27 protein-coding genes are annotated in these 24,891 nt (G+C 68.5%); 16 read left to right on the top strand and 11 right to left on the bottom strand.

The features are described 5' to 3' along the window. Position 1 precedes the first annotated feature (1 nt). The 6 genes from hpf to FHR19_RS00330 all read left to right on the top strand — a co-directional run bounded on the left by hpf (position 2) and on the right by FHR19_RS00330 (position 3,200). On the top strand, positions 2 to 601 hold the full coding sequence (hpf, locus tag FHR19_RS00355; RefSeq protein WP_184023185.1) for a ribosome hibernation-promoting factor, HPF/YfiA family: 600 nt from the start codon (positions 2 to 4) through the stop codon (positions 599 to 601). Between the two features lies 1 nt (position 602). Next, on the top strand, positions 603 to 1,070 hold the full coding sequence (locus FHR19_RS00350) for a PTS sugar transporter subunit IIA (protein WP_184023183.1): 468 nt from the start codon (positions 603 to 605) through the stop codon (positions 1,068 to 1,070). Next, positions 1,060 to 1,533, top strand: a complete 474-nt coding sequence (locus FHR19_RS00345; RefSeq protein ID WP_184023181.1) for a PaaI family thioesterase — start codon at positions 1,060 to 1,062, stop codon at positions 1,531 to 1,533. Before FHR19_RS00350 ends, FHR19_RS00345 begins: the two co-directional genes overlap by 11 nt. After that, positions 1,530 to 1,859 (top strand): DUF1491 family protein, encoded by a 330-nt coding sequence (locus FHR19_RS00340; protein ID WP_343053107.1) that lies wholly within the window; start codon positions 1,530 to 1,532, stop codon positions 1,857 to 1,859. The genes FHR19_RS00345 and FHR19_RS00340 overlap by 4 nt, the downstream gene beginning before the upstream one ends. A gap of 277 nt (positions 1,860 to 2,136) precedes the next feature. Further along, on the top strand, positions 2,137 to 2,673 hold the full coding sequence (locus FHR19_RS00335) for a cell wall hydrolase (RefSeq protein ID WP_246359240.1): 537 nt from the start codon (positions 2,137 to 2,139) through the stop codon (positions 2,671 to 2,673). Between the two features lie 38 nt (positions 2,674 to 2,711). After that, complete coding sequence (locus FHR19_RS00330) at positions 2,712 to 3,200, top strand: MmcB family DNA repair protein (protein WP_246359239.1); 489 nt, start codon at positions 2,712 to 2,714, stop codon at positions 3,198 to 3,200. Between the two features lie 44 nt (positions 3,201 to 3,244). On the opposite strand, the gene FHR19_RS00325 is transcribed toward FHR19_RS00330, so the two are convergent. After that, a complete protein-coding gene (locus FHR19_RS00325; RefSeq protein WP_184025672.1) occupies positions 3,245 to 3,835 on the bottom strand; it encodes an ankyrin repeat domain-containing protein in 591 nt (196 codons plus the stop codon). 54 nt (positions 3,836 to 3,889) lie between these two features. Here FHR19_RS00325 and FHR19_RS00320 point away from each other — a divergent pair, with 54 nt between their 5' ends. The 3 genes from FHR19_RS00320 to FHR19_RS00310 are packed head-to-tail and all read left to right on the top strand — an operon-like array spanning position 3,890 to position 5,597. Next, positions 3,890 to 4,495: an SCO family protein gene (locus FHR19_RS00320; RefSeq protein ID WP_184023177.1), complete on the top strand. Its 606-nt coding sequence runs from the start codon at positions 3,890 to 3,892 to the stop codon at positions 4,493 to 4,495. Beyond that, a complete protein-coding gene (locus tag FHR19_RS00315; RefSeq protein WP_184023175.1) occupies positions 4,483 to 4,929 on the top strand; it encodes a YcgN family cysteine cluster protein in 447 nt (148 codons plus the stop codon). The genes FHR19_RS00320 and FHR19_RS00315 overlap by 13 nt, the downstream gene beginning before the upstream one ends. 2 nt (positions 4,930 to 4,931) lie before the next feature. Beyond that, complete coding sequence (locus FHR19_RS00310) at positions 4,932 to 5,597, top strand: M48 family metallopeptidase (protein ID WP_246359238.1); 666 nt, start codon at positions 4,932 to 4,934, stop codon at positions 5,595 to 5,597. Here the strand turns inward: FHR19_RS00310 and FHR19_RS00305 are convergent. The 3 genes from FHR19_RS00305 to FHR19_RS00295 all read right to left on the bottom strand — a co-directional run bounded on the left by FHR19_RS00305 (position 5,579) and on the right by FHR19_RS00295 (position 8,860). Continuing rightward, complete coding sequence (locus FHR19_RS00305; protein WP_184023174.1) at positions 5,579 to 7,729, bottom strand: transglycosylase domain-containing protein; 2,151 nt, start codon at positions 7,727 to 7,729, stop codon at positions 5,579 to 5,581. The two genes, FHR19_RS00310 and FHR19_RS00305, sit on opposite strands and share 19 nt — an antisense overlap. A 63-nt stretch (positions 7,730 to 7,792) precedes the next feature. Beyond that, complete coding sequence (msrB, locus tag FHR19_RS00300; RefSeq protein WP_184023172.1) at positions 7,793 to 8,194, bottom strand: peptide-methionine (R)-S-oxide reductase MsrB; 402 nt, start codon at positions 8,192 to 8,194, stop codon at positions 7,793 to 7,795. Between the two features lie 39 nt (positions 8,195 to 8,233). Beyond that, positions 8,234 to 8,860, bottom strand: a complete 627-nt coding sequence (locus FHR19_RS00295; RefSeq protein ID WP_246359237.1) for a class I SAM-dependent methyltransferase — start codon at positions 8,858 to 8,860, stop codon at positions 8,234 to 8,236. A 178-nt stretch (positions 8,861 to 9,038) separates the two neighbouring features. Here FHR19_RS00295 and FHR19_RS00290 point away from each other — a divergent pair, with 178 nt between their 5' ends. Then, on the top strand, positions 9,039 to 10,367 hold the full coding sequence (locus FHR19_RS00290; RefSeq protein WP_184023170.1) for an MFS transporter: 1,329 nt from the start codon (positions 9,039 to 9,041) through the stop codon (positions 10,365 to 10,367). Positions 10,368 to 10,373: 6 nt separating this feature from the next. Here the strand turns inward: FHR19_RS00290 and FHR19_RS00285 are convergent, their stop codons facing one another. After that, on the bottom strand, positions 10,374 to 12,668 hold the full coding sequence (locus FHR19_RS00285; protein ID WP_184023168.1) for a CDC48 family AAA ATPase: 2,295 nt from the start codon (positions 12,666 to 12,668) through the stop codon (positions 10,374 to 10,376). A gap of 299 nt (positions 12,669 to 12,967) precedes the next feature. Between FHR19_RS00285 and FHR19_RS00280 the strand changes: the two genes are divergently transcribed. Beyond that, entirely contained in the window at positions 12,968 to 13,861 is an 894-nt protein-coding gene (locus tag FHR19_RS00280) for a LysR substrate-binding domain-containing protein (protein ID WP_184023166.1), read from the top strand. 30 nt (positions 13,862 to 13,891) lie between these two features. Here the strand turns inward: FHR19_RS00280 and FHR19_RS00275 are convergent, their stop codons facing one another. Then, positions 13,892 to 14,347 carry a peptidylprolyl isomerase gene (locus FHR19_RS00275; protein WP_343053104.1) on the bottom strand — a complete coding sequence of 152 codons (456 nt, stop codon included), beginning with the start codon at positions 14,345 to 14,347 and terminating at the stop codon, positions 13,892 to 13,894. Positions 14,348 to 14,480: 133 nt separating this feature from the next. Between FHR19_RS00275 and mgtE the strand changes: the two genes are divergently transcribed. Further along, positions 14,481 to 15,926 (top strand): magnesium transporter, encoded by a 1,446-nt coding sequence (gene mgtE / locus FHR19_RS00270; RefSeq protein WP_184023163.1) that lies wholly within the window; start codon positions 14,481 to 14,483, stop codon positions 15,924 to 15,926. A gap of 34 nt (positions 15,927 to 15,960) precedes the next feature. Then, the gene (locus FHR19_RS00265; protein ID WP_184023161.1) at positions 15,961 to 16,356 is read left to right on the top strand and encodes a DUF1489 family protein; all 396 of its coding nucleotides are present in this window, start codon (positions 15,961 to 15,963) and stop codon (positions 16,354 to 16,356) included. On the opposite strand, the gene FHR19_RS00260 is transcribed toward FHR19_RS00265, so the two are convergent. Genes FHR19_RS00260 through ispG form a run of 3 tightly spaced genes read right to left on the bottom strand, consistent with a single transcriptional unit; the run spans position 16,348 to position 18,878 of the window. Beyond that, positions 16,348 to 16,830, bottom strand: a complete 483-nt coding sequence (locus tag FHR19_RS00260; protein ID WP_184023159.1) for a GNAT family N-acetyltransferase — start codon at positions 16,828 to 16,830, stop codon at positions 16,348 to 16,350. The two genes, FHR19_RS00265 and FHR19_RS00260, sit on opposite strands and share 9 nt — an antisense overlap. Beyond that, positions 16,827 to 17,717: a DMT family transporter gene (locus FHR19_RS00255; RefSeq protein WP_184023158.1), complete on the bottom strand. Its 891-nt coding sequence runs from the start codon at positions 17,715 to 17,717 to the stop codon at positions 16,827 to 16,829. The genes FHR19_RS00260 and FHR19_RS00255 overlap by 4 nt, the downstream gene beginning before the upstream one ends. A 36-nt stretch (positions 17,718 to 17,753) precedes the next feature. Continuing rightward, complete coding sequence (gene ispG, locus FHR19_RS00250; protein ID WP_184023156.1) at positions 17,754 to 18,878, bottom strand: flavodoxin-dependent (E)-4-hydroxy-3-methylbut-2-enyl-diphosphate synthase; 1,125 nt, start codon at positions 18,876 to 18,878, stop codon at positions 17,754 to 17,756. Positions 18,879 to 18,976: 98 nt separating this feature from the next. On the opposite strand from ispG, the gene FHR19_RS00245 reads away from it, so the two are divergent. Further along, a complete protein-coding gene (locus FHR19_RS00245; protein ID WP_184023154.1) occupies positions 18,977 to 20,179 on the top strand; it encodes an acyltransferase family protein in 1,203 nt (400 codons plus the stop codon). Between the two features lie 49 nt (positions 20,180 to 20,228). On the opposite strand, the gene murA is transcribed toward FHR19_RS00245, so the two are convergent. Then, on the bottom strand, positions 20,229 to 21,509 hold the full coding sequence (gene murA, locus FHR19_RS00240; RefSeq protein ID WP_184023152.1) for a UDP-N-acetylglucosamine 1-carboxyvinyltransferase: 1,281 nt from the start codon (positions 21,507 to 21,509) through the stop codon (positions 20,229 to 20,231). Positions 21,510 to 21,640: 131 nt separating this feature from the next. Here murA and FHR19_RS00235 point away from each other — a divergent pair, with 131 nt between their 5' ends. Beyond that, positions 21,641 to 22,375 carry a helix-turn-helix domain-containing protein gene (locus FHR19_RS00235; protein ID WP_184023150.1) on the top strand — a complete coding sequence of 245 codons (735 nt, stop codon included), beginning with the start codon at positions 21,641 to 21,643 and terminating at the stop codon, positions 22,373 to 22,375. Positions 22,376 to 22,400: 25 nt separating this feature from the next. Here FHR19_RS00235 and FHR19_RS00230 read toward each other — a convergent pair whose 3' ends face one another. Next, positions 22,401 to 23,063, bottom strand: a complete 663-nt coding sequence (locus tag FHR19_RS00230; RefSeq protein ID WP_184023148.1) for an MBL fold metallo-hydrolase — start codon at positions 23,061 to 23,063, stop codon at positions 22,401 to 22,403. Positions 23,064 to 23,139: 76 nt separating this feature from the next. Between FHR19_RS00230 and pabB the strand changes: the two genes are divergently transcribed. Then, on the top strand, positions 23,140 to 24,888 hold the full coding sequence (gene pabB, locus FHR19_RS00225) for an aminodeoxychorismate synthase component I (RefSeq protein ID WP_184023146.1): 1,749 nt from the start codon (positions 23,140 to 23,142) through the stop codon (positions 24,886 to 24,888). Positions 24,889 to 24,891 lie beyond the last annotated feature (3 nt).

Below are 24,891 nucleotides of genomic sequence, written 5' to 3'. Positions count from 1 at the left end.
GATGGACGTCCGTGTTTCGGGACATCAGGTGGAAACCGGCGATGCCCTCAAGACCCACGTGACCGACCGTCTTCAGGGGATCGCCGACAAATATTTCAGTCGCGCGATCTCGGCCCAGGTGGTGTTCGGCAAGGGACCGCACGACCACGGCTTCACCTGCGACATCGTCGCGCATGTGATGCAGGGCCTCATCCTGAAGAGCGCGAACACCGGCCAGGACGCACACGGCGCGTTCGACGGCGCCGCCGACAAGATCGAGAAGCAGCTTCGCCGCTACATGCGCCGGCTGAAGGATCGTAACGCCGGCCAGGCGAATGCGGTGGCCGACTCGATGGCGTATGATAACGCGAACTTCGATGCCGGCTACACCGTGTTCGGCGACGGCGGCGAGCATGAGGAGGAAGTCGCCGACGCCCCCCTCGTCATCGCCGAGACCCGCGTCGACGTGCCCAGCGCCAGCGTCAGCGACGCGGTGATGATGCTCGACTTGCGCAACACCAACGCGCTGTTGTTCAAGAATAGCGGGACGGACGCCTACAACATGGTCTATCGGCGCCACGACGGCACGATCGGATGGGTCGAGCCCAACCGCGCGGGATGACGTGACCGACCTTAGTGACCTGATCGCGCCGGAGGCGGTGGTCGTCGACCTCGCCCCCGGCAACAAGAAAGCCCTGTTCCAGCAGCTTGCGGCCGCGGCCGCAGGCCCGCTGGACGTGGAGCCCAAGCTGCTGCTCGATCGCCTTACGGCGCGTGAGAAGCTGGGTTCGACCGGGTTCGGCGGCGGCATCGCGATCCCGCACGCGCGGATTGAGAGCGCGACTCGCGTCCGGGGCCTGTTCGCGCGGCTGTCGGGCGGCGTCGATTTCCAGGCAGTCGACGGCCTGCCCGTCGACCTTGTACTGCTGCTCGTCTCGCCCGTCGATGCGGGCGGCGAGCATCTGAAGGCACTGGCCCGCGTGTCGCGGCGGCTTCGCGATACGGCGTTCGCCGACAAGTTGCGCGGCGCCGGCTCGCGCGATGCCATCTATGCGCTGCTGACGGGGGTCGAGGCGCGCGATGCCGCCTGAACCCGCTGCGGGTGGCGGTGGGGGAGAAGCGGCGCATTTCCGCGCGCTCGAATCGCTCTATGCCGCCGCGCCGATCAACCGGCTGTTCGATTCCTCGCTCGAGATCGTCGAGCCCGGTCTTGCACGCATCCGCTTCACGATCGACGAGCGCTATTTCCACGCCGGTGGCGCGGCGCACGGGACGAGCTATTTCAAGATGCTCGACGACGCCGCCTTCTATGCGTGCAACAGCCTCGTCACCGACCGATTCCTGCTGACCACGCAGTTCAACCTCCTCTTCACCCGCCCGCTAGGCGAGGGGCCGGTGACCGCGGAGGGGCGCTGGATCAGCGGCCGGCGGCGCGTGTTCGTCGCCGACGCGCGCCTGATCGACGAGGAGGGGGAGGAGGTCGCGCGTGGCACCGGTACCTTCATGCGCAGCCGCATCGCCCTTGCCTCGCTACCCGGTTACGCGAGGCCGTGAGCCGCCTGACCAGCGCGATGCGCGTATCGGCGCTGATCCGGCGCGCGCATCAGGCGGGCGGCAGCGCGATGGTGCTGGCGCGCGGCGACGAGACGGGCGGCGCGATCCTGGTCCTGTTGCTCGACCGCGGCGAGAATCCGCGGTTTCGCGAGCGCGGCCTTGGCGAAGCGGGCAAGTTGATCGAGTCGGGACCGGCGGGGCTCGATTCGCTAGGTGCCACCGAATATTGGCAGCGGCGCCGGTCGCGTGATCCCGATCTGTGGGTGGTGGAGATCGATGTCGCAGACGGGGACCGGCTCGCCGACGAAACCATCGCCTCGACTTGACAATGCCGCAGTGCACAAGGATAGGCGACCGCCTGTCTTAATGGCGTTGTGCCGGCGGGGTGCGATCCCGGTGGTTACGCAGTCGGGGGGAAGCCCGGCGCGGTTCGATGGGCTGTCCTGATCGCCCCTCCGCCCGTGTCGCGCGCCAACCGCACATGTACGAACGAAAATGAAATCTTGGGCACGCGCCGCGATGTTTGCGGTGGTGACTTCATGCGCAGGCGTCTCTGTCTGCGTTTCGACGCCGGGTTTTGCGACCGGCGTCGCGGGGCAAGTGATGAACGCCCCCTACCCCAGCCAGGTTCCGACGCCGCCGCCGCCGATCGTGCCCGCGGAATGGACGCGCGAGGAACCCGCCGAAGCCGGCACTTCTTCCCCCGCCCCGACCGAAACCGCCAGCTTCGATACGCTGCGCGACGCGGTCGATGCCCAGTCGGTGCCGAGCGACATGGACCGCCAGCTAAAGTGCCTGGCCACCGGCATCTATTACGAAGCGCAGGGCGAACCGCTCCACGGCCAGCTCGCCGTTGCGGAAGTGATCCTCAACCGCACGCGGTCGGGTCGCTTCCCCACCGACGTGTGCAAGGTCCTGACCCAGCCCGGCCAGTTCAGTTTCGTGCGCGGTGGCCGCCTTCCCGCGGCACAGCCCGCGCGACAGGCATGGCACACCGCCGTCGCCGTCGCCAAGGTGGCGAAGAACGAACTGTGGGAAAGCAAGGCCGGCAAGGCGCTGTTCTTCCACGCGCGTAGCGTCTCGCCGAGCTGGAATCGCGCCAAGATCGCGATGCTCGGCAACCATATCTTCTATCGCTGAGCCTTTTCAGCGTTCCGTTAATGTTCTAAAGGTCGGCGATGGCATCCCTGCCCGCCGACACCCTTGCCCCCATGATCGCTGCCGATGTGGCGCGCGGCGTGTGCCGGCTGCTCGTCCGGCACGACGTGATGGCGATCGCCGAAATGCCGCTGGAGGGCGGGCGGCGCGCCGACCTGATGGGGATCGATGCCGCTGGGCGGCTGGTGATCGTCGAGATCAAGGTGTCGCGCGCCGACCTGCTCGGTGACGGCAAATGGACCGACTATCTGGATCACTGCGACCGCTTCTACTGGGCGGTGCCCGACGGGTTCGACACGCGCCCGCTCGACGGGCCGGCGTTCCTGCCGGAGCGGACGGGGGTGATCGTCGCCGATCGGTACGACGCGGCGGTGCTGCGCGAGCCGGCGACGCACGCGCTGGCCGCCGCAACGCGCAAGCGCTGCACGCTGGCACTGGCGCGGCGGGCGGCACGGCGGATGATGGCGGCGATCGACCCGGACGGCATCGCGCGCGAAGCCGGACTCTGACGATCACGATGATCGTCATCCCAGCCGTCGCTGGGATGACGGCCTTACTTCAGCACCGGCCCCACCGAACGGCGCGCCGCCTTCTTCGGCGCGTCGGCCAGCAGCTTGGCGATCGCGGTCGAGCGGGTGTCGCGCTTGGCGTAATCGCGCGCCGACATGCCTGCAGCGATATCGGTCTTGTCCGGATCGGCCCCGGCGGCGAGCAGCGTGCGCACCATGTCGAACCGGCGCATCTGCACCGCGCGGATCAGCGGCGTCTCCCCGCTCGAATTGGCGGCGTCGGCATTGGCCCTGTACCGCACGAGGATCTCGACCCCCTCGTCGAAGCCGTTGGCGACCGCGATCAGCATCGGCGTTTCGCCGCGCGCATCGCCGATATCGGGATTCGCACCCTTTTGCAGCAGGAAGCGCAGATAGACCGGGTCGCTGCGCTTGGTGACGATATGCAGCGCGCCCTCGCCGCTCACGCGGTCGCGGGTGTTGATGATCGTCTGGCCGGGCGCGCCGAGGATTTCGTTAACCTTGTTGGCCTCCGACTTCTTTACGGCCTCGAGAAACTTGTACCCTTCCGAAAATTGCTGCGCGCCGGCGGGCACGGCAAGGGTGAGGGCGGCGAGAGCGAAAGCGAACTTCATCACGGGCAAACGTTCCTGTCGGGCGGTGGCTTGCGGATCACCGGCTAACAGATCATGGCTGGCGACGCCATGAACGATCGTCGTTTTCGCCTGCTCCTCGCGCCGCTGATCCTTGCCCTGTCCGCCTGCGGTGGGGGGCCGAAGGAAGCGCCGCCGCTGGAGGGCGCGCGGATCGGCGGGCCGTTCACGCTGACCGACCAGAACGGCCGCAGCTTCAGCGACAAGCAGCTCGCGGGCAAATGGCGGATCATGTATTTCGGCTACACCTTCTGCCCCGATGTCTGCCCCGTCGACATGGCCAACATCACCGCCGGGCTGAAGGCGTTCGAGGCGAGCGATCCCGCGCGCGCGGCGAAGGTCGTACCGATCTTCGTCACCGTCGATCCCGCGCGCGACACGCCCGCGGTGCTCAAGCAGTTCGTCTCCAACTTTCATCCGCGCACGATCGGCCTGACCGGGGATGCAAAGACGATGGAGGGCGTCGAAAAGGCGTTCGCGATCTTTGCTGCGCGCAAGGAAGGGTCGACGCCGGGCAGCTATCTGATGGATCACAGCCGCCAGACTTATCTGATCGACGGCGAGGGCAAGCCGATCGCGCTCATCCCCGCCGACGAAAGCGGCAAGGCGGTCGCCGAGCTGCTCGACAAATGGGTGTCGTGAGCGACCGCTTCTGGGAAGACACGCCGCTCGACCGGCTCGACCGCGCGCAGTGGGAGGCCTTGTGCGACGGGTGCGGCAAATGCTGCCTGCACAAGCTGGAGGACGAGGATACGGGCGAGCTGGCCGCGACCAACGTCGCCTGCCGGCTGCTCGATCGCGAGAGTGCGCGGTGCAAGGATTATCGCAACCGCCGCGCCTATGTCCCCGACTGCATGCGCCTGACCGCGCGGGGCGTGATGCAGGGGATCGCCTGGCTGCCCTCGACCTGCGCCTATCGCCTGCGCGGGGAGGGGCTGCCGCTACCCGACTGGCACTACCTCGTCAGCGGCGATCCGGAGGCGGTGCACCGGGCGGGCGAATCGGTGCGCGGCTGGACGGTGAGCGAGGATGATGCCGGCGACCTCGAGCATCATCTGACCGACCGGCCGCTCTAGCCATGGAGGGGATCGAGGTCGTCCGCCACCCGCGTGCGCGGCGGATGCGGCTGTCGATCGATCCGGCCAGCGGCCTCGTCCGACTGACGCTGCCGCCGCGCGGGTCGAAGCGCGACGGGCTTGCCTGGGCGGCGAGCAAACGGGACTGGATCGAGGCGCAGCGTGCCCGCCTGCCACGCGCGGTGCCGTTCGTGCCTGGCGCGGTCATCCCCTTTGGCGATACCGAACTTACCCTCGAATGGCGCGCCGGGGCGGCGCGGACGCCGGTGCTTGAGGGTAACCGGCTGATCGTCGGCGGTCCGGTCGAGGGTTTCGGCGGCCGGATCGAGCGGTGGCTGAAGCGCGAGGCGCTGGGCGTGCTGACCGCCGAGACGCTGGCGGTGGCCGGGCGGGCAGGGGTGTCGATCGAGCGTGTTGCCATCGGCGACGCGCGTGCGCGCTGGGGCAGTTGCTCGGCGAGCGGGGCGATACGCTATAGCTGGCGGCTGATCCTCGCACCCGCCTATGTCCGCCGCTTCGTCGTCGCGCATGAGGTCGCGCACCGGGTGCACATGAACCACGGCCCGGCCTTCCATGCGCTCGAGCGCGAGTTGCTGGACACGGATCCGCGGCCGGCGACGGCGTGGTTGCGTCGTCACGGCGCGGGCCTTCACTGGTTGGGAAAGTAGGGGGCGTCCTCACGCGGTGGTGGGCGGCGCTGATCGTCTCGCGGCGGGGGGCGCCGGGTGTCGCGCGGCGGCGGCTGGCGGTCGCCCGGATCGCGGCCGAGCGCGCGGTTGATCCAGTCGCGGTCGAGCCGCTCGCCGTCCTGCGCCTCCGGCGGCGGGGCGGCATCGCCGCCCTCCTCGCCCGGCGTCACATAGTCGCCCTGACCGGGCGGTGCGGGCTGGGCGACCGGATTGCCGTCGGGATCGACGAACACGCCGTTGTCGGGCTCGCCCATATAGCTTTCCTGGTCGGGTTCGACCTGCCAGTCGGGGAGCGTCACCTGCGTCTCGAACTGCTCGACCGGGCGCTTGGCAACCGCGACCTTCATAAAGTCGGCGAATGCCTGTGCGGGGGCGCGGCCGCCCTGAAGGCCGGCGACGGGCTTGGCATCGTCGCGGCCCATCCAGACCGCGGTGGTGATCCCGCTCGAAAAGCCAAAGAAATAGCCATCCTTGTTCGACGTGGTCGTGCCCGTCTTCCCCGCCACCGGTCGGCCGATCTGCGCCGCCCGGCCGCTGCCGGTCGCAACGGCGGTCTGGAGCAGATCGGTCATCTGCGCGGCGACATAAGGTGCGACGAGCACGCGCGAGGTATCGACCTCGTGATTGTAGATCACCTGGCCGTTGGTGGTGACGCGGGTGATGCCATAGGGGGTGACGGCGACACCCTTGTTCGCGACGCTCGCCATCGCGCGCGCCATGTCGAGGACGCGGACCTCACTGCTGCCCAGCACCATTGCGGGTCTCGTGTTGACCGGGGTGGTGATTCCGAAGCGGCGCGCCATGTCGGCGACCGCGCCGAAGCCCACCTGCTGCCCCAGCTTCGCCGCGACGGTATTGACCGAATAGGCGAACGCCGAACGCAGGTCCATCGCGCCCGAGAACCGACCCGAATTGTTGCGCGGGCTCCAGCCGTCGATCGTCACGGGCTCGTCGACGACCTGGTCATCGGGCTTCGCGCCCGCTTCCAGCGCGGCGAGATAGACGAACAGCTTGAACGCCGACCCTGGCTGACGCGCGGCCTGCGTCGCGCGATTGTAGTTCGAGCTCACATAATCCTTGCCGCCGACCATCGCGCGGACCGCGCCATCGCGGTCGAGCGCCACCAGCGCACCCTGCGCGCCGCCTGGCGCATGCGCACGAACCGCCCGGTCGCCCGCCGCCTGCATCGACAGGTCGAGCGTGGTCCAAACGTCGAGCGGTGCCTGCGTCTCGTCGATCAGCATCTCGAGCTGCGGCAGCGCCCAGTCGGTGAAGTAGCGGACGCTGTTTTGCTTCGGCTCGGGCGCGAGCTTTACCTGCGTCTGTTCGGCACTCGCGGCTTCGGCGGACGAGATCGCGCCGGTCTCGACCATCAGGTTCAGGACGACGCCCGCGCGGTCGACCGCAGCCTCTGCATCCGCGGTCGGCGAATAGCGGCTCGGCGCCTTGACCAAGCCGGCGATGACGGCGGCCTCCGACAGGGTCAGATTGCTGGCCGGATGCTGGAAGAAGCGGCGCGAGGCGGCGTCGATACCGTACGCGCCGCCGCCGAAATAGACTTTGTTGAGATACAGTTCGAGGATCTGGTCCTTCGAGAATTTCTGCTCCATCGCCAGCGCGAGGATGATCTCGCGCAGCTTGCGGCCGAAGTCGTACTTGTTCGACAGGAAGACGGTGCGCGCGACCTGCTGCGTGATCGTCGAGGCACCCTGAAGCCGCCGGCCGGTACCGCGCCGCTCGAACGCGTATTTCACCGAGCGCGCGATGCCGATCGGATCGACGCCCCAGTGCGAGCGGAAGCGGCGATCCTCGACCGAGACCATCGCCTGGCGCATCACCAGCGGAATGTTGCGATAGGGAATCCACTCGCCATAGCTCGGCCCCAACGACACCAGTACCGTCCCGTCGGCGGCATGGACGCGGATCATCTGGCCGTTGGGCGAGGATTTGAGCTCGTCGAAGCTCGGCAGCGAGGAGCGCGCGGTATAAACCGCAATGACCAGCGCGAGCAGCCCGATCACCGCGAGCGCAGCGCCCGAGATCGCCGTCCATTTCAGGATGCGCTGCCAGCGCGGGGCAGGGGCTTTGCGAGGCTTTGCGGCGGCGGGCATCGACTGACGCGATTAGGCGGGCTGGATCGGGTTCACAAGCGCCGCCATGACCGCTGGCCGCTGTCAGTCGTCTGAACGCGGACGGAAATCGAGCGACACCGAGTTCATGCAATAGCGCAGCCCCGTCGGCGGTGGCCCGTCGGGGAAGACATGGCCCAGGTGGCTATCGCAGCGCGCGCAGCGCGTCTCGACGCGGCGCATCCCGTGGCTGTTGTCCGCGTGGTCCGTGACCGCATCGGGACCGATCGGCTGGGTGAAGCTCGGCCAGCCGGACCCCGAATCATATTTGTCGTCGCTGTCGAACAGCGGGTTTTCGCACGCGGCGCACAGATAGAGGCCGTCCGCCTTGTTGTCGTTGAGCGCGCCGGAGAAAGCGCGTTCGGTGCCCGCCTCGCGCAGCACGTGATATTGCGTCGGCGTCAGGCGCTCCCGCCATTCGGCGTCGGTGAGGTCGAGCTTTTCCATGGCGTAGATGTGTGTCCTTGGGTGGCCGAGTTCAATCGCTCAGGCGGCGGGCTGGTTGGCCCAATAGAGATTGGCGGGCGGCATGTTCCACCATTCGACCGCGTGATCGATATTGGCCCAGCGCGGGGCGAGCAGCGCGTGGACCTTGGGCGCGAACTGATAGACGAGGAACGCGCCGCCCGGCCGGATCACCGCCTGCGTCGCATCGGCGATCGCATCGCCCACACCCGGCGGCAATGTCGAAAAGGGCAGGCCGGAGAGCACATAATCGGCCTTTTCGAAGCCGTGCTCGGCGACAATCCGCTCGACATCCGCCGCCGAGCCGTGGACGACGCGCATCCGGTCGTCACGGATCGTCTGGCGCAGATAGCGGATGAAATCGGGACAGGTGTCGATCGCCAGATAGACGCCGTCCGCGGGCAGCCGATCGAGGATCGCGCGGCTGAACGTGCCGACGCCGGGGCCATATTCGACGAACAGCTTCGTGTTCGCCCAGTCGACCGGCGCCAGCATCCGGCGAATGAGCTTGTTCGACGAAGGCACGATCGAACCGACCATGCCGGGGTTCTTCAGGAAACCGCGAAAGAACATGCCCCAGGGCGAGGAGGGCAACGCCGGCTCGACAAGCGGGGCGGCGGTGGCTTGGGTCGTCGAAATGGGCGGCATTCGGCTACTCGTGCTGGAAATCGGCGCGACCATGGCGGGGAGGACCCCTGTCGTAAAGTTGTAACGTCCGCGCCCCGACGGGGTTGCAGCCGAGGATGCGCCGGCACGCGGAACCGTCCCGATCGCTGATCGAGGTTATCGAAACGCGCGTGCCACCCGGCGAAACGCGATCTATGCCATGCGAATTGGCAAGCACGAGGAGGGGATCATCGAGCGGCTCGACCGGACGTTCGTCCTTCTGTTCCTCGTCATGCTGGTGATCGCGGCGGGCAACACTGCGCTGCAATCGGTGCTGCCCGCACTCGGCCGGTCGCTGGGCGTCGCGGACACCGCGGTGGCGGCGGCATTTTCGGTGTCGGCGCTGCTCTGGGTGGTCGCCGCGCCCTTCTGGGCCAACCGCTCCGATCGGCGCGGGCGCAAGGCGATGGTGCTGCTCGGCATCTCCGGCTTCACCGCGTCGGTCGTCTTGTGCGGCGCGTTCCTGATGGCGGGGATCAACGGCTGGATTCCGGCCAGTGCCGCGTTCGCCACGTTCGTGGCTGCGCGAATGCTCTATGGCGGGTTCGGGGCCGCCGCGCCGCCGGCGGTGCAGGCGCTCGTCGCCGAGAGTACCGCGCGCGGGGACCGGACGCGGATGCTGGCGCTTCTCGGCTCCGCCTTCGGCCTGGGCACGATCATCGGCCCGGCGGTCGCCCCCTATCTGTTGCTCGGGGCCATCGGCGGCGTGACCATCGGGCTCGCCGGGCCGGCTTTCGTGTTCGGGCTGGTCGGCTTGGCCACCGGCATCGCGGCGGCGCGGATGCTGCCCGCCGACGGCGCGCGCGTCTCGGGCGACACGCACGGCGCGGTGCAGAGCTATCCCTCGGTCGGCGGACAGGCGACGGGCGCTGCGATCACCGCCGCGACCGAGACGCTGTCCGAGCGCGTCGGCTATCTCGATCCACGCGTGCGCGCATGGATGATCGTCGGGCTGGTGATGGGCCATGCGCAGGCGATGATCGGCCAGACGATGGGTTTTCTCGTCATCGACCGGCTCGGCTTGCCGCCGGTGGAGGCGCTGGGGCCGACGGGTATCGTGCTGATGGTGGGGGCGGGGGCGGCGCTGCTCGTCCAGTGGGGGCTGATCCCGCTCCTGAACCTCAGCCCGCCGCGGCTGGTGCTGGCCGGGTGCGTGCTCGGCGCGATCGGCTGCGCGGCGACGGCGAACGCGGCGACGCTGTACGGCATCACCATGGGCTATGGCCTGGCGGCGATGGGTTTCGGGTTCCTGCGCCCGGGCTTCACCGCCGGCGCGTCGCTGGCGGTGGGGCCGGGGGCGCAGGGGTCGGTCGCGGGCAAGGTCACGTCGGTCAACGGCGCGGCCTTCATCCTCGGCCCGTCGATCGGCGTAGCGATGTACGAGCTTTACCGCCCGCTGCCCTACTGGGTCGCGGCGGCGGCGCTCACGCTGCTGCTTGCCTATGCGTGGCGGGCGTTCAGGCCGGGTGGACGCAGCCGCCCGGCCTGAAACACCTCAATCCTCGCCCTTGGGCCCGCGGCCCTGGAGCATGCCCGGTGCGATGAAGCCGATCGGCTGGAGCGCGGCGGACTCCTGCTTCAGCCGCGCGGCCATCTGCGCATATTCCTGCTCCATCTCCGGCGTCACTGTCGCGCGCGAATCGGCGAGCGCATCCTCGAAATGGCGCATCTTCACCTCGTTCACGTCGAGCGATTCGCGCAGCGCAAAGAGGCCTGCGCGTCGCACCACGTCTTCGAGGTCCGCACCCGTGAACCGCTCCGCCCGGTCGGCGATCGAGGCGAGGTCGACGTCGTCGGCCAGCGGCATCTTCGCGGTCTGAATCTGAAGGATGCGCAGCCGCCCCCCCGCCTTGGGGACGGGCACATAAACCAGCTCGTCGAAACGGCCGGGTCGCAGCAGGGCGGGATCGATCAGGTTGGGCCGGTTGGTGGCACCGATGACGACCACCGACTGCAACTCCTCCAGCCCGTCCATCTCCGCCAGGATGGTGTTCACCACCCGCTCGGTCACCTGCGGCTCGCCCAGCCCGCCGCCGCGCGCGGGGACGAGGCTGTCGAGCTCGTCGATGAAGATGACGCAGGGTGCGACCTGTCGCGCGCGGGCGAACAGCTTGGCGATCTGCTGCTCGCTTTCGCCATACCATTTGCTGAGGAGGTCGGACGACTTCACCGCGATGAAGTTCGCCTGCGCCTCCCGCGCCACGGCCTTCGCCAGCAACGTCTTGCCGGTGCCGGGCGGCCCGTAGAGCAGGAACCCGCGCGCCGGGCGGATGCCCATCCGCTTGAAGGCCATCGGGCTCTTCATCGGCAGCTCGACGCCTTCCTTGAGCCGCATCTGCGCATCGTCGAGGCCACCGACATCGCTCCAGCGCACCTGCGGGACCTGCACCATCACCTCGCGCATGGCGGAGGGCTGGACGCGCTTGAGCGCCTCGACGAAGTCCGACCGCTGCACCGACAGATTGTCGAGTACGTCGGCGGGGATCGTCTGTTCGCTGAGGTTCAGGCGCGGCATGATCCTACGCACCGCGTCGATCGCCGCCTCGCGCGCCAAGGCGGCGAGGTCCGCGCCGACGAAGCCGTAGGTCGTGCGCGCCAGCTCGTTCAGGTCGACATCCTCGGCGATCGGCATGCCGCGGGTGTGGATGCCCAGGATCTCGCGCCGCCCGCGCTCGTCCGGCACGCCGACGACGATCTCGCGGTCGAAGCGGCCCGGACGGCGCAGCGCCTCGTCGATCGCCTCGGGCCGGTTGGTCGCGGCGATGACGACGAGGTTGGCGCGCGCCTCCAGCCCGTCCATCAGCGTCAGCAGCTGCGCGACGAGGCGTTTTTCCGCCTCGCCCTGCACCTTGTCGCGGCGCGGGGCGATCGAATCGACCTCGTCGATGAAGACAATCGACGGGGCAGCGCGCGTCGCTTCCTCGAACACCTCGCGCAGGCGCTTTTCGGATTCGCCATAGGCCGAGCCCATGATCTCCGGCCCGTTGATGAGGAAGAACTCCGCATCCGATTCGTTGGCGACCGCGCGCGCGAGCCGCGTCTTGCCGGTGCCCGGCGGGCCGTGCAGCATCACCCCCTTGGGCGGATCGACGCCCAGCCGCTGGAACAGCTCGGGATAGCGCAGCGGCAGCTCGACCATCTCGCGAAGCTGGTCGATCGTCTGATGCATGCCGCCGATATCGTCGTACGTGACGTCGGCGCGGCGCGCGTCCTTCGGCTCCTCGTAATCGGGGCGAAGCTCGATCTCGGTGTTCTCGTCGATATGGACGATGCCGCGCGGGGTCGTGGAAATGACCGCGAGGCGGATTTCCTGGAGCGCGTAGGCGGGCGCGCGCAGGTGCTGCGCGACACTCGCCGGGATGTTGGCGACCCGCTGCTGCCCCACGGTCGAGACGATATCGCCCTGCGTCAGCGGTCGGCCGAGGAAGGTGCGCTTGAGCGCGAGCGCCGAGCCCTGAAGCCGCAGATTCTGAGCGGCGGGGGCCAGCACGACGCGAGTCGCGGGCTTCGACTCGGCGGCACGGATCTCGACGAAATCGCCCGAGCCGGCGCCCGCGTTGGCGCGCTGGAGCCCGTCGACGCGGATGATCTCCAGCCCCTCGTCCTCGGGATAGGGCAGCACCGCGCGCGCGGGGGTCGATCGCTTGCCGACGATCTCGATCACGTCGCCTTCGGTAATGCCGAGTGCAGCGAGCATCGCCCGCGGCACATGCGCGACGCCGCGGCCGCTGTCCTCGGGCCGCGCATTGGCGACTTGCAGCCTGCGCGTTCGGGGTTCGTCGTCGGCCATGCACACCTCGCTTCGTTCGTCCGAAGGGACGGAAGCGCGCGAGATAGGATCGGGGTCCCGAAAGCGCCAAGGGGGCGGGCGCGGACCATAAAAAAAGGCCGACCCCGAGGGGCCGGCCATGAAAGTTTTAGGAGAGGATGCCTGAAAGGCCCGCCATAAATGTGTCGCGGCGAACTATTGTGCAAGTGCGAAAGGACCGATTGCGATTGCATTTTGCGCAATTTGGCGCCGGGGTGGTGCCAGCGTGTGACGGAAACGGTTTCCAAGCGCGATGATGCGGTGCAATATGCAATTCGCACATGCGCCGCCTGCCGCCCCTTTCGGCCATCGAGGCCTTTGTCCAGGTCGCCCGCCTCGGCTCGATCAAGGCCGCGTCGGAGGAACTGGCGCTGTCCTCGCCCGCGCTCAGCCGCCGCGTACAGGCGCTCGAACGGTTCATGGGCAAGCCGCTGTTCGACCGGCGGCATCAGGCGATCGTCCTCAATGCCGATGGCGAGCGGCTGTTGACGCAGATCGCTCCCGCGCTCGACGCGATGAGTGACGCGGTGGATGCGATGACCAGCGGCGGTGAACTGCTCCGCCTCCGCCTCGGCCTGTTGCCGCTCTATGCCTCGCAGCGGCTGATGCCGCGGCTGGGCGAACTCAAGGCGGCGCATCCCGAACTGCATCTCGACGTCGATACCCAGCCGAACCGGCAGGCGCGGCTCGGCGATTCGCTCGACGCGGCGATCGTGCTGGCGCGGGAGGTCGATCCGGCGCTCTACGCCCGGCGGCTCGATCGCAACCGGGTGTTCGTGATCGGCTCGCACGAACTGCTCGAGGGTGACACGCCGATCCTCAACCCCAAGCAGATGCGCGGCCTCACCGCGCTCGTCCATCGCGACATGCCCGAGACGTTCATCGAATGGCGCCGCGCGGTGGGGATGCCCGAACTCGAGCCGCGAACGACCGACTTCTTCGATTCGGGACCGCTCATGCTGGAGGCGGCGGCTCAGGGCCTTGGCGTCGCCTTCATGCTGGAAATGCATTTCGAGGGCGCGCGCGACGACCGGCTGGTGCGGCTCTTCGAACCCGTCGACAGCGATTACAGCTATTGGTTCGTGTGCCGCCCGCGCGCGCTGCAGACGCGGGCGGTCAAGATCTTCCACGACTGGGTGCTCGGCGTGCTCGATCCCGAACCGGCGGGAAATTGAGGGCGGCGACCGAAGCCGCCGCCCCTCGCATCAGGCCACCCGCGCCTTGACGATCTTGCCCGGATTGCGCGGCGGCTCGCCCTTGGGCAGCGCGTCGACATGCTCCATGCCCTCGGTCACCTGGCCCCAGACGGTGTACTGGCCGTCGAGGAAGGTCGCGTCGTCGAAGCAGATGAAGAACTGGCTGTTCGCCGAATTGGGATCCATCGTCCGCGCCATCGAGCAGACGCCGCGGACATGCGGCTCGCGGCTGAACTCGGCGGGCAGGTTGGGCAGCTTCGAGCCCGAGGTGCCGGTGCCGGTCGGATCGCCGCCCTGCGCCATGAAGCCGTCGATGACGCGGTGGAAGACAACGCCGTCGTAGAAGCCGTCGTTCGCAAGCGTCGTGATCCGCTCGACATGCTTGGGCGCCAGGTCGGGGCGCAGGCGGATCGTCACGTCGCCGCTGTCGAGCGTCAGCGTCAGGGTCTGGGGGGCATCGGCCACTGGGAAGTCTCCTTGGTTGCTGCCCCGCGCCCTAGCGGGACGGGCCGGCACTGGCAACGAACCGGCGCCATTGCGGTTCTGTGCGGTGCGGCATAAGCCCGCGCTTCGATCCTCGAATGGCCGGGAGGCGTGCATGACCAGCGAAACCGAGCTGCGCGACCCCGAACTGGCCCGGCCCGAAACCGAACGGGAGACCGAAACCGATTTCGACGAGGACGACCGGCTGCGTCCCGATTTCGTCCGCGCGGTGCTCGACGCGGTCGAGGCCGGTGACTTCGAGGAAGCGCGCGCGCGCGTTGAGTCGCTGCACCCGGCCGACATCGCCGACCTGATCGAGCTGACCCCGGCGGAGGATCGCGCCGCGCTCGCCAGCGCGATCGCCGACCGGATCGACGGCGACGTGCTGGCGGAGATGAACGACTGGGTGCGCGACGCGCTGGTCGACGCGCTCGAACCGCGCCAGATCGCCGATATCGCCGCCGAACTCGACACCGACGATGCGGTCGCGATCATCGAGGACCTCGACGCCGACGACCAGCGCGAGGTGCTGCGCGCGCTCGACCCCGACGACCGTGCCGCGATCGAGGAGGCGCTGTCCTATCCCGAGGAGTCCGCCGGCCGCCTGATGCAGCGCGAGCTGATCGCGGTGCCCGAGCATTGGACCGTGGGCGATGTGCTCGACTATCTGCGCGCCGACGACCAGCTGACCACCGATTTCTGGGAAGTGTTCGTCGTCGATCCCTCGCACCGTCCGGTCGGTACGTGCGAGCTGTCCTGGATTCTCCGCACCCCCCGCGTCGTCTCCGTCACCGACGTGATGAAGCGCGAACAGACGCTGATCCCCGTCGACATGGATCAGGAGGAAGTGGCGCTCCGCTTCCAGAAATATGCGCTCATCTCCGCGGCAGTGGTCGATGGCGGCGGGCGGCTGGTCGGCATGATCACCGTCGACGACATCGTCCACATCATCAGCCAGGAAGCGGGCGAGGACGCGCTGCTCCTGTCCGGCGCCGGCGACGGCGACATCAACGAACCGATCCGCGACAGCTACAAGGCGCGGGTACGCTGGCTGATCGCCAACCTCGTCACCGCATCGATCCCGGCGACGATCGTCTATCTATTCGAGGGGACGATCGCGCAGATGGCCGTCCTCGCCGCGCTGATGCCGATCGTCGCAGGGGTGGGCGGCAATGCGGGCACGCAGACGCTGGCGGTGACGGTCCGCGCGCTCGCCACCAATCAGCTGACCCAGTCGAACACGATCCGCGCGATCCGGCGCGAGATCGCGATCGCTTTGCTCAACGGCCTCAGCGTCGCCGCCGCGGTGGGCATCGCGATCGCCGCGGCGGGTAGTGCGCTGCCCGATCTAGGCGGCGGTACGCTGCCGCTGGTGATCGCGGCGGCGATGCTGACCAACATCCTGATCGCGGGGCTCGCCGGCGTGCTGGTGCCGGTGACGCTGGAGCGGTTCGGGCAGGACCCGGCGGTGGCCTCTTCGGTGTTCGTGACGATGGTCACCGATTCGATGGGCTTCCTCGCTTTCCTCGGCCTCGCGACGGTCAGCGGGCTGGTGGGTTGATCGTCGCATCCCGGCGGACCACATCGCCGGTGCAATGCCGCTTCACATCACCAAGGTCGCGTACGGCGCCGACAGCCTCGACGACATCCGCCAGTGGTTCGCGGGCCGCACCGCGCCAATGGTCACGACGCGCTACATGCCCAAGCGTCACGAGGAGATCGCCGGGCAGGGATCGCTGTTCTGGATCCACAAGCATGCGCTGGTCGCCCGCTCGCCGATCCTCGGCTTTGGCGAGGCGGATGGCGGCCGCATCGCGATCCACATCGACCCCAAGCTGATCCTCGTCCAGGCGCGCCCGCGCCGCGCGCATCAGGGCTGGCGTTATCTGGAGGCCGCCGACGCGCCGCTCGACCTCGGCGAGGCGGGGGAGGCGATCGCGTCGATGCCGCCGAAGATGATCGGCGAGTTGAGCGCGCTGGCGTTACTCTAGCGCGGCAAGTTTCGCGAGCGCCTGTCCCTCAACCCGCTGGATCGTCCATTCGTCCATGCCGACCGCGCCCATCGAGCGGTAGAAGTCGATCGCCGGCTGGTTCCAGTCGAGCACCGACCATTCGAACCGCGCGCACCCGCGCTCGATGGCGATGCCGGCCAGGTGGATCAGCAGCGCGCGCCCGACGCCTTTGCCGCGCGCGGCGGGGGTGACATAAAGATCCTCGAGATAGAGGCCGCGCCGGCCCTTCCACGTCGAGAAATTGTGGAACCAGAGCGCGAAGCCTACCGCCTCGCCGTCTAGCTCGGCGATCACCGCCTCGGCGGCGGGCGGAACGCCGAACAGCGCCTCGGCGAAGCTGCCGGGGGTCGCCTCGACCGCATCGGGCTCGCGCTCGAACGCGGCGAGTTCGCTGACGAAGCGGTGGATGAGCGCGGCGTCGTGGGGTTCGGCGGGGCGGATGGTCGGGGTCATGGCAGCGCCGCCTCTGCCACCGGCGTCGCGGTCTTGCCAGTGATCGCCCACAGGCAGCCGCCGATGATGAGCACCGCCCCCGCGATCGTCCACGCCGACAGCGTCTCGCCGAACACCAGAAAGCCGAAGATCGAGGCCCATACGAAAGCGGTGTATTCGCTCGGCGCCAGCGTGCTGGCCGGCGCATGGGCATAGGCCCAGCCGAGGAAGCCGAGCGACACCACCGCCAGCACCGCCGCGCCGGCGATCTCGATCCAGTGCCCCTCGGGCCAGTCGGCCAGCCACGGCGCGCCGATCGCGTAGACGCCGGCGACGATCAGCGACTGGAAGAAGGCGATCTCGCCCGGTCCAGCCACCTGAGACTGGCGGCGCATCAGGATGATGTTGAACGCATAGCAGACCGCCGAGGCGAGCACCGCGATCGCGCCGCGAAACGCACCCGGCCCCATGTCGGCATTGGCCTGTCCCCCAAGGATGACGAGCACCCCCGCGAACGCGACGAGCGAGGCGAGCACGGTCCGCCGCCCAACCGTTTCGCCCAGCAGCCACGCGGCAAGGAACAGCGACAGGAGCGGCGCGATGTGGCTCAAGGCGATCGCCTGCGCCATCGGCACGCGGGCCAGGCCCCAGAAGAACAGCCACGACATGACCGCGGTGATGACCGCGCGCGATGCGTGGAGCTTCATCGCCGCGCGCGTCAGCGGCGGGCGCGGGCGTGCGAAGTAAGGCACGCCGCTGACCGCGATGCCGATAAGGTTGCGCCAGAACAGCGCCGAATAGGCACCGATGCCGAGCACCAGCCCCTTCATGATCGCGTCCATGCCCGAAAACACCGCGATCCCGGCGACCGCAGCGGCAAAGGCGAGGGCGGGAGAGGGCGCGCGCATCGCCAGCGCCTTAGGGCCGGCGCGTGCGCCCGTCACCTATTCCGCAGCCACGGCCTTGGCTGCATCGGTCGCCTCGATCTCCGCGGCCTTGGCTTCGACCAGCTTGACGATGTGCTCGATCATGTCGGCATCCTCGACCGTGTGGTCGGTCACGCCCGACAGATAGACCATGTGCTTGCCCGCGCCGCCGCCGGTCAGGCCGATATCGGTCTCGCGCGCTTCGCCGGGGCCGTTGACGACGCAGCCTAGCACTGACAGGCTCATCGGCGTGCGGATGTGCTGAAGCCGTTCCTCCAGCGTCTGAACGGTGCGGATCACGTCGAAGCCCTGGCGCGCGCAGGACGGGCAGGAGACAACGCGCACGCCGCGATTGCGGATGCCGAGTGCCTTCAGGATCTCGAACCCGACACGCACTTCCTCTTCGGGCTCGGCCGAAAGCGACACGCGGATCGTGTCGCCGATGCCGAACCACAGGAGGCTGCCGATGCCGATCGAGGATTTGACGGTGCCGCCGATCAGCCCGCCCGCCTCGGTGATGCCGAGGTGCAGCGGGCAGTCGGTCGCCTCGGCCAGACCCTGATAGGCGGCGACGGCGAGGAACACGTCCGACGCCTTCACTGCGACCTTGTACTCGTGAAAATCATGGTCCTGCAGCAGCTTGATATGGTCGAGCGCGCTTTCGACCAGCGCCTCCGGACAGGGCTCGCCATATTTTTCGAGCAGGTCGCGCTCGAGGCTGCCGGCATTGACGCCGATGCGGATCGCGCAGCCATTGACCTTGGCGGCGCGGACGACCTCCGCCACGCGCTCCGACGAACCGATGTTGCCGGGATTGATGCGCAGGCACGCGGCGCCGGCATCGGCGGCTTCCAGCGCGCGTTTGTAGTGGAAGTGGATATCGGCGACGATCGGCACGCGCGAGGCGCGCACGATCTTGCCCAGCGCCGCGGTCGATTCGACGTCGGGGCAGGAGACGCGGATGATGTCGACACCTGCGTCCTCGCAACGGCGGATCTGCGAGATCGTCGCGCCCGGATCGCTGGTCGGCGTGTTGGTCATCGTCTGCACCGTCACCGGCGCGTCGCCGCCGACGGGGACGGAGCCCACCATGATCTGGCGGCTCTGGCGGCGCTGGATATCGCGCCACGGTCGGATCGACATTGGAATTTCCCGCAAGGTTTCGGTTACGCGAACGCGATATAGCTGTCCCGAACGAAAGGCGAAAGGCGATCCGCCCCAGCCACAAGAAGGGTCGCCGCTTGCATTCGCCCGTCGCCGCATCGCCCGAGGTCCGCACCGCGCGGCATTACGGCCTCGACTGGCTGCGCATCGCCGCGTTCGGCCTGCTCATCCTCTATCATATCGGCATGGTGTTCGCGCCGTGGCACTGGGTGATCGACACCGATCGCAGCTATCCCGAACTGATCCCGCCGATGGCGCTCTTGACCCCGTGGCGCTTGTCGCTGCTCTTCGCGGTGTCGGGCTATGCCAGCCGGATGCTGTTCACGCGCTCGGGCGGGGAGGGGCCGTTCGTGCGCTCGCGCAACCTGCGCCTGCTCGTCCCGCTCGCCTTCGGCATGGTCGTGCTGGTGCCGATCGAAATGTATATCCAGGTCGCGACGCGCGGCTATCCGCACGGCTACTGGACGTTCTGGACGCGCGATTACTGGCGCATCGGCCAATATTATGGCCGCGAGTTCCCGAGCTGGGAGCACCTCTGGTTCGTTGTCTATCTCTGGGCCTACACGATGGTGACGATGGGACTGTCGCGGCTGCACCGACTGCCCGGCGCGTCCCCCGCCGTATGGATCGCCAAGGGGCTGCGTATTCTTTGGGCGCCGCTGTTGTTGATGGGGTTCCTGCGCCTCGCGATGCTGTTCGTGATCCCCGAGAAACAGGGCCTTTTCACCGACTGGCCGGGTCATGTGATCTACTATCCGATGTTCCTCTTCGGCTTCACGCTCGCCGCACAGCCGCGGCTGTGGAGCGCGATCGAGCGGACGTGGAAGCTTGCCGCACTCGCGGCGGCGGTGAGCGGCGCGATGATCGTCTTTGCCGAAATGACATGGAAGGGTGACGCCATCCCGCCGCATTGGGCAATGGCGGCGGAGCGCGGCGCCGATGTCGTCATGGGCTGGACGATGACGCTCGTCCTGTTCCGCCTGGCCGAGCGATTCTGGAACCGCGACCATCGCTGGCGAAAGACGCTGGGGGAGGCGGTTTTCCCCTTCTACCTCGTCCACCACGCAGCAATCGTGTTCTTCGCTTGGGAGACGCTGCCCCTGCATCTCGGTCCGTGGACGGAGTTCGCGATCCTGCTCGGCGCGACCGCGGCGACGTGCGCGATCTTCTATCTCGTCGGATCGCGCATCCCCTGGGCGCGCCCGTTGATCGGGCTGCGCGCTCTGGAGAAGGGCGGCACCGGCCTGCTCCCCCCCACGGCCTCCCACAGCGTATCCTGATTGGGTGGCCGGGTGGGGGAGCGGGCCGGTGCCGCCAACAAAATATGCCTCAGCCGCCGACGCGCTCGATATCCGCGCCCACCGCCTGAAGCTTTTCCTCCAGCCGCTCGTAACCGCGGTCGAGGTGATAGATGCGGCTCACCTCGGTTTCGCCATCGGCGACGAGGCCGGCGATGATGAGGCTCATCGAGGCGCGAAGGTCGGTCGCCATCACTTGCGCGCCGACCAGCTTGGTGACGCCGCGCACCACCGCCGAGCGGCCCGTGACCTGAATGTCCGCGCCCATCCGCGCCAGTTCGGGCACGTGCATGTAGCGGTTCTCGAAGATCGTCTCGGTCAGCAGGCTGGCACCGTCGGCCCGGGTCAGCATCGACATGAACTGCGCCTGCATGTCGGTCGCGAAGCCCGGATAGGGGGCGGTCGACAGCGTCAGGGGACGCATGCCGCCGGGCGCGGCGATGCGCACCGAATCACGCTTCTCCTCGACCGTCACGCCCGCCTCGGCCAGCGCCGCCAGCGTCGCACGCATGTCGCCGGCCGCTGCGCCGACGAGTTCGAGGTCGCCGCCGGTGATCGCCGCGGCACAGGCATAGCTGCCCGCCTCGATCCGGTCGGGCATGACGCGATAGGTCGCACCGTGCAGCCGGTCGACGCCCTCGATCGTCAGCGTCTCGCCGCCGACGCCGGTGATCCGCGCGCCCATCGCGAGCAGGCAATTGCACAGGTCGACGATTTCCGGCTCGCGTGCGGCATTGTCGAGGATCGAGGTGCCCTTGCCCAGCACCGCGGCCATGATCGCATTCTCTGTCGCGCCCACCGACACGATCGGGAAGGTATAGCGACCGCCCGCGAGGCGCCCGCCCGGCGCGGTCGCCTTCACATAGCCGGCCGCCAGTTCGATCTCGGCACCCAGCGCCTCCAGCGCCTTCAGATGCAGGTCGATCGGGCGGTTGCCGATCGCGCAGCCGCCGGGCAGCGACACCGTCGCCTCGCCCGCGCGGGCGAGCAGCGGGCCGAGGACGAGGATCGACGCACGCATCTTGCGCACGATGTCATAGGGCGCGATCGTGCTGGTCAGCCGCTGCGCACGCATCGTCATCACCCGGCCGAAATCGCTGGGATGCGCGCCCTCGACCATCGTCGATACGCCGAGCTGGTTGAGCAAATGCCCGAACCCGTCGACATCAGCCAGCCGCGGCAGGTTGCGCAGCGTCAGCGGCTCGTCGGTGAGCAGCGCGCATGGCATCAGCGTCAGCGCGGCGTTCTTGGCACCTGAAACGGGAATGCGGCCGGCCAGGCGATTGCCGCCGCGAATGATGATGCGATCCATCCCCGCGCTTTAAGGGCGCGCCGCCCCGCTAGCAACGGGTCGCGACCGCGCCGCCGAGCCACTTGATCGACTTTAATGCACGCTTTCGAACCCCCTGCTTTTCCTGCGGAACAAAAGGGGAGAACCGAAGCGTGCCGGCCCATTGTTTCGCCGACGTCCTTAGCGAGCATATCGACCTGACGCCGGCGGAGCGCGATACGCTCGGACGGCTGGAGGAGCGAAGCCGCACGATCAAGCGCGGCGGCATCCTTCGCCGCAGCAACGACCGGTCGGGCGAGCTGTTCATCCTGCGCAGCGGACTGATGATGACCTATGTGCTGCTGGGCGACGGCAGCCGCCAGATCCTGCGCTTTCATTTTCCCGGCGAAATGCTGGGGCTGTCGGGCATCGTCTATGCCCAGGCGCCCGAATCGATCTGTGCGGTCGCCGAGAGCGTGGTCTGCCCGTTCGAGCGCAGCGCACTGGCAGAGGTGATCGAGGCGCATCCGCGGCTGGCGTCGATGATTCTCGCCTATGCACAGGTCGAGCGCGTGTCGCTGACCGACCGGCTGGCCGCGCTCGGCCGCACCTCGGCCAAGGCGCGGGTGGGGGCGCTGCTGCTCGACTGGCGCAGCCGGCTGCGCGCGGGCGACGGGTCGATCGGCGAGAGCTTTTCGCTCGCGCTGACGCAGGAGGAAGTGGGCGACGCGACCGGCCTGACCGCGGTCCACGTCAACCGGATGCTGCGGCAGCTGGAGGAAGAGGGGCTGATCGCGCGTGAGGGACAGCGCGTGACGATCCGCGACGAACGCGCGCTGGCGGCGGCGACCCATTATGTCGACCGCTATCGCAATCTCGACCTCGGCTGGCTGCCCGCGGGGCGTTAGGCTCCGCCTCGAACAAGGCTCGGCGTCAGGCCCCGGCGAGCACCCTGTCAGCGACGAACGGATTGCTGCGGCGCTCGTCGCCGAAGCGGCCAGGTTCGCCGTGGCCGGGCAGGAACAGCGTGTCATCGCCCATCGGCCACAGCTTGGTCACGATCGCCTCGATCAGCGCGTCGTGATCGCCGAGCGGGAAGTCGGTGCGGCCGATCGATCCCTTGAAAAGCACGTCGCCGACGATCGCCAGCTTCGAGGGCGCATGGTGGAAGACGACATGGCCGGGCGTATGGCCGGGGCAGTGCCAGACCGACAACGTCAGGTCGCCGACGGCCACAGTCTCACCCTCGGTCAGCCAGCGATCGGGTTCGAACACGACGCCGCGGATGCCGTAGTTGCGCCCGTCCTCGTCCAGCCGTGCAATCCAGAAGCGATCGGCCTCGTGCGGCCCCTCGATCGGCACGCCGAGCTTGTCGGCCAGCGGCTTGGCCTCGCCGCAATGGTCGATATGGCCGTGGGTGACGAGGATCTTTTCGACCGTCACGCCGGCCTGTTGAATCGCGCTCTCGATCCGTGCGAGGTCGCCGCCGGGATCGACCACCGCCGCCTTCATCGTCGCGGTGCACCAGAACAGCGTGCAATTCTGCTGGAGCGGGGTGACGGGAATGATCGTGGCGCGGAGGGGAGGCTGGGTCATGCCTCCCGCATAGGCCGAGGGGGCGCGTCCGACAACGAGGCTTGCCGCGCAGCGATGCGCGCGGCAGGTGAGGGAAATGGGGGCGGACGGACCATATGTGCTGCTGGACGACGCGCGGCCCGGCGGCACCGCGCGGCTGTACCGCGATCCCGCCCGCGTACTCGTCGCGCGCGAGCCGGGCGAGGTCGCGGGCGTTCTCGAGGCGATCCGCGCGGGGCTGAAGAGTGGGCTGCACGCCGTGGGGTTCCTTGCCTATGGCGCGGGTGCGGCGTTCGAGGATCGCGCGCCCGCCTCGCCCGGCGATCCGCTGGCGTGGTTCGGCCTGTTCGAGCGGGTGGAGCCGTTCGACCCGGCGGCGCTGCCCGATCCGCGCGGTGCGTGGGTGGGGCCGGCCGAGCCGGGCATCGACTTCGCCACCTATGCGGCGCGGCTGGACGAAGTGCTGGCGCTTATCTGCGCGGGCGACATCTATCAGGCGAACCTGACCTTTCCGGCAAATACGCGCGTCATCGGCGATCCGCTCGCCGCCTATGCGCGGCTGCGCGCGGCGTCGGGGGCGGGATGGGGCGCGGTCGTCTCGACCGGCGACGCGGTCCATCTGTCGCTGTCGCCGGAGCTTTTCTTTATGGCGGAGGGCCGCCGCCTGACCGCGCGGCCGATGAAGGGGACCGCCCAGCGCGATCCCGATCCCGCCGCCGACCGCGCCGCGGCCGAGGCGCTGGCCGCCGATCCAAAGCAGCGCGCCGAAAACCTGATGATCGTCGACCTGATGCGCAACGACCTGTCGCGCGTCGCCGTCCCCGGCAGCGTGAAGGTGCCGCACCTGTTCGAAGTCGAGCGTTATCCGACCGTCCACCAGATGACCTCGACCGTCGAGGCGACGCTCGCCCCCGGGCGCGACGCGGTGGACGTGATGGCGGCGCTGTTTCCCTGCGGTTCGATTACTGGCGCGCCCAAGCTTCGCGCGATGCAGGCGATCGACGCGATCGAGCGGGGCCCGCGCGGCCTCTATACCGGCGCGATCGGGCATTTCGCGCCGAACGGCGACGCGGCGTTCAACGTCGCGATCCGCACGCTGACGCTGGCAAAGGGTAGCGATCGCGCGACGCTCGGCCTCGGCTCGGGCATCGTCGCCGATTCGCGCGCGCGCGACGAATGGGACGAGTGCCTTGCCAAGGGGGCGTTCCTGACGCGGCGCGCACGCGCGTTCGACCTTATCGAGACGATGCGCTTCGACCCGCGCGAGGGCGTGCTGTTGCTCGAACGGCATCTGGCGCGGATGCGGGAGAGTGCGGTGACGTTCGGCTTTCCGTTCGACCGACACGCCGTCCGCAACGAGCTTCAGGCCGCGACTTTTCGCCTGCGTGAGGGTGCGCGGGTGCGGCTGATGCTGAGCCCGAGCGGCGCGGTGGCGATCGAGACGAGCCCGCTGCCGCCCGCGCGGACCGAGCCGTGGCGGGTAGCCGTGGTGCCGCTGCCGGTGGATCCGGCCGACTTTCGCTTGCGCCACAAGACCAGTGACCGGCGCTTTTATGACGATGCGCGGGGGACCGCCGACGAAGTGGTATTCGTCGATCCAGAGGGCTTCCTCACCGAGGGGAGCTTCACCAGCGTCTTCATCGAGCGCAACGGGGTGCTGCTGACGCCGCCCGCGAGGCGCGGATTGCTGCCCGGCATCCTGCGCGCCGAGTTGATCGAGAGCGGGCGAGCGGTCGAACGCGACCTGACCCCCGCCGACGTTGCGGGCGGTTTCCTGCTCGGCAATGCGCTGCGTGGGCTGGTTTCGGCGGTTACGGTTGCGGCGTCACAAACGACAAGCGTATAGGCG

It is taken from the genome of Sphingomonas yantingensis (assembly GCF_014199325.1).
In the GTDB taxonomy this organism is placed as follows: domain Bacteria; phylum Pseudomonadota; class Alphaproteobacteria; order Sphingomonadales; family Sphingomonadaceae; genus Sphingomonas; species Sphingomonas yantingensis.
The sequence above is the reverse complement of the archived record's forward strand: the minus strand, read 5'-3'. Positions and strand labels throughout refer to the sequence as shown.

Excerpts from the sequence above, each read along its gene's own strand:
- hpf (WP_184023185.1), top strand. The coding sequence starts at position 2 with ATGGACGTCCGTGTTTCGGGACATCAGGTGGAAACCGGCGATGCCCTC.
- FHR19_RS00345 (WP_184023181.1), top strand. The coding sequence starts at position 1,060 with ATGCCGCCTGAACCCGCTGCGGGTGGCGGTGGGGGAGAAGCGGCGCAT.
- FHR19_RS00335 (WP_246359240.1), top strand. The coding sequence starts at position 2,137 with ATGAACGCCCCCTACCCCAGCCAGGTTCCGACGCCGCCGCCGCCGATC.
- FHR19_RS00330 (WP_246359239.1), top strand. The coding sequence starts at position 2,712 with ATGGCATCCCTGCCCGCCGACACCCTTGCCCCCATGATCGCTGCCGAT.
- FHR19_RS00325 (WP_184025672.1), bottom strand. The coding sequence starts at position 3,835 with ATGAAGTTCGCTTTCGCTCTCGCCGCCCTCACCCTTGCCGTGCCCGCC.
- FHR19_RS00320 (WP_184023177.1), top strand. The coding sequence starts at position 3,890 with ATGGCTGGCGACGCCATGAACGATCGTCGTTTTCGCCTGCTCCTCGCG.
- FHR19_RS00315 (WP_184023175.1), top strand. The coding sequence starts at position 4,483 with ATGGGTGTCGTGAGCGACCGCTTCTGGGAAGACACGCCGCTCGACCGG.
- FHR19_RS00310 (WP_246359238.1), top strand. The coding sequence starts at position 4,932 with ATGGAGGGGATCGAGGTCGTCCGCCACCCGCGTGCGCGGCGGATGCGG.
- FHR19_RS00305 (WP_184023174.1), bottom strand. The coding sequence starts at position 7,729 with ATGCCCGCCGCCGCAAAGCCTCGCAAAGCCCCTGCCCCGCGCTGGCAG.
- msrB (WP_184023172.1), bottom strand. The coding sequence starts at position 8,194 with ATGGAAAAGCTCGACCTCACCGACGCCGAATGGCGGGAGCGCCTGACG.
- FHR19_RS00295 (WP_246359237.1), bottom strand. The coding sequence starts at position 8,860 with ATGCCGCCCATTTCGACGACCCAAGCCACCGCCGCCCCGCTTGTCGAG.
- FHR19_RS00290 (WP_184023170.1), top strand. The coding sequence starts at position 9,039 with ATGCGAATTGGCAAGCACGAGGAGGGGATCATCGAGCGGCTCGACCGG.
- FHR19_RS00285 (WP_184023168.1), bottom strand. The coding sequence starts at position 12,668 with ATGGCCGACGACGAACCCCGAACGCGCAGGCTGCAAGTCGCCAATGCG.
- FHR19_RS00280 (WP_184023166.1), top strand. The coding sequence starts at position 12,968 with ATGCGCCGCCTGCCGCCCCTTTCGGCCATCGAGGCCTTTGTCCAGGTC.
- mgtE (WP_184023163.1), top strand. The coding sequence starts at position 14,481 with ATGACCAGCGAAACCGAGCTGCGCGACCCCGAACTGGCCCGGCCCGAA.
- FHR19_RS00265 (WP_184023161.1), top strand. The coding sequence starts at position 15,961 with ATGCCGCTTCACATCACCAAGGTCGCGTACGGCGCCGACAGCCTCGAC.
- FHR19_RS00260 (WP_184023159.1), bottom strand. The coding sequence starts at position 16,830 with ATGACCCCGACCATCCGCCCCGCCGAACCCCACGACGCCGCGCTCATC.
- FHR19_RS00255 (WP_184023158.1), bottom strand. The coding sequence starts at position 17,717 with ATGCGCGCGCCCTCTCCCGCCCTCGCCTTTGCCGCTGCGGTCGCCGGG.
- ispG (WP_184023156.1), bottom strand. The coding sequence starts at position 18,878 with ATGTCGATCCGACCGTGGCGCGATATCCAGCGCCGCCAGAGCCGCCAG.
- murA (WP_184023152.1), bottom strand. The coding sequence starts at position 21,509 with ATGGATCGCATCATCATTCGCGGCGGCAATCGCCTGGCCGGCCGCATT.
- FHR19_RS00230 (WP_184023148.1), bottom strand. The coding sequence starts at position 23,063 with ATGACCCAGCCTCCCCTCCGCGCCACGATCATTCCCGTCACCCCGCTC.
- pabB (WP_184023146.1), top strand. The coding sequence starts at position 23,140 with ATGGGGGCGGACGGACCATATGTGCTGCTGGACGACGCGCGGCCCGGC.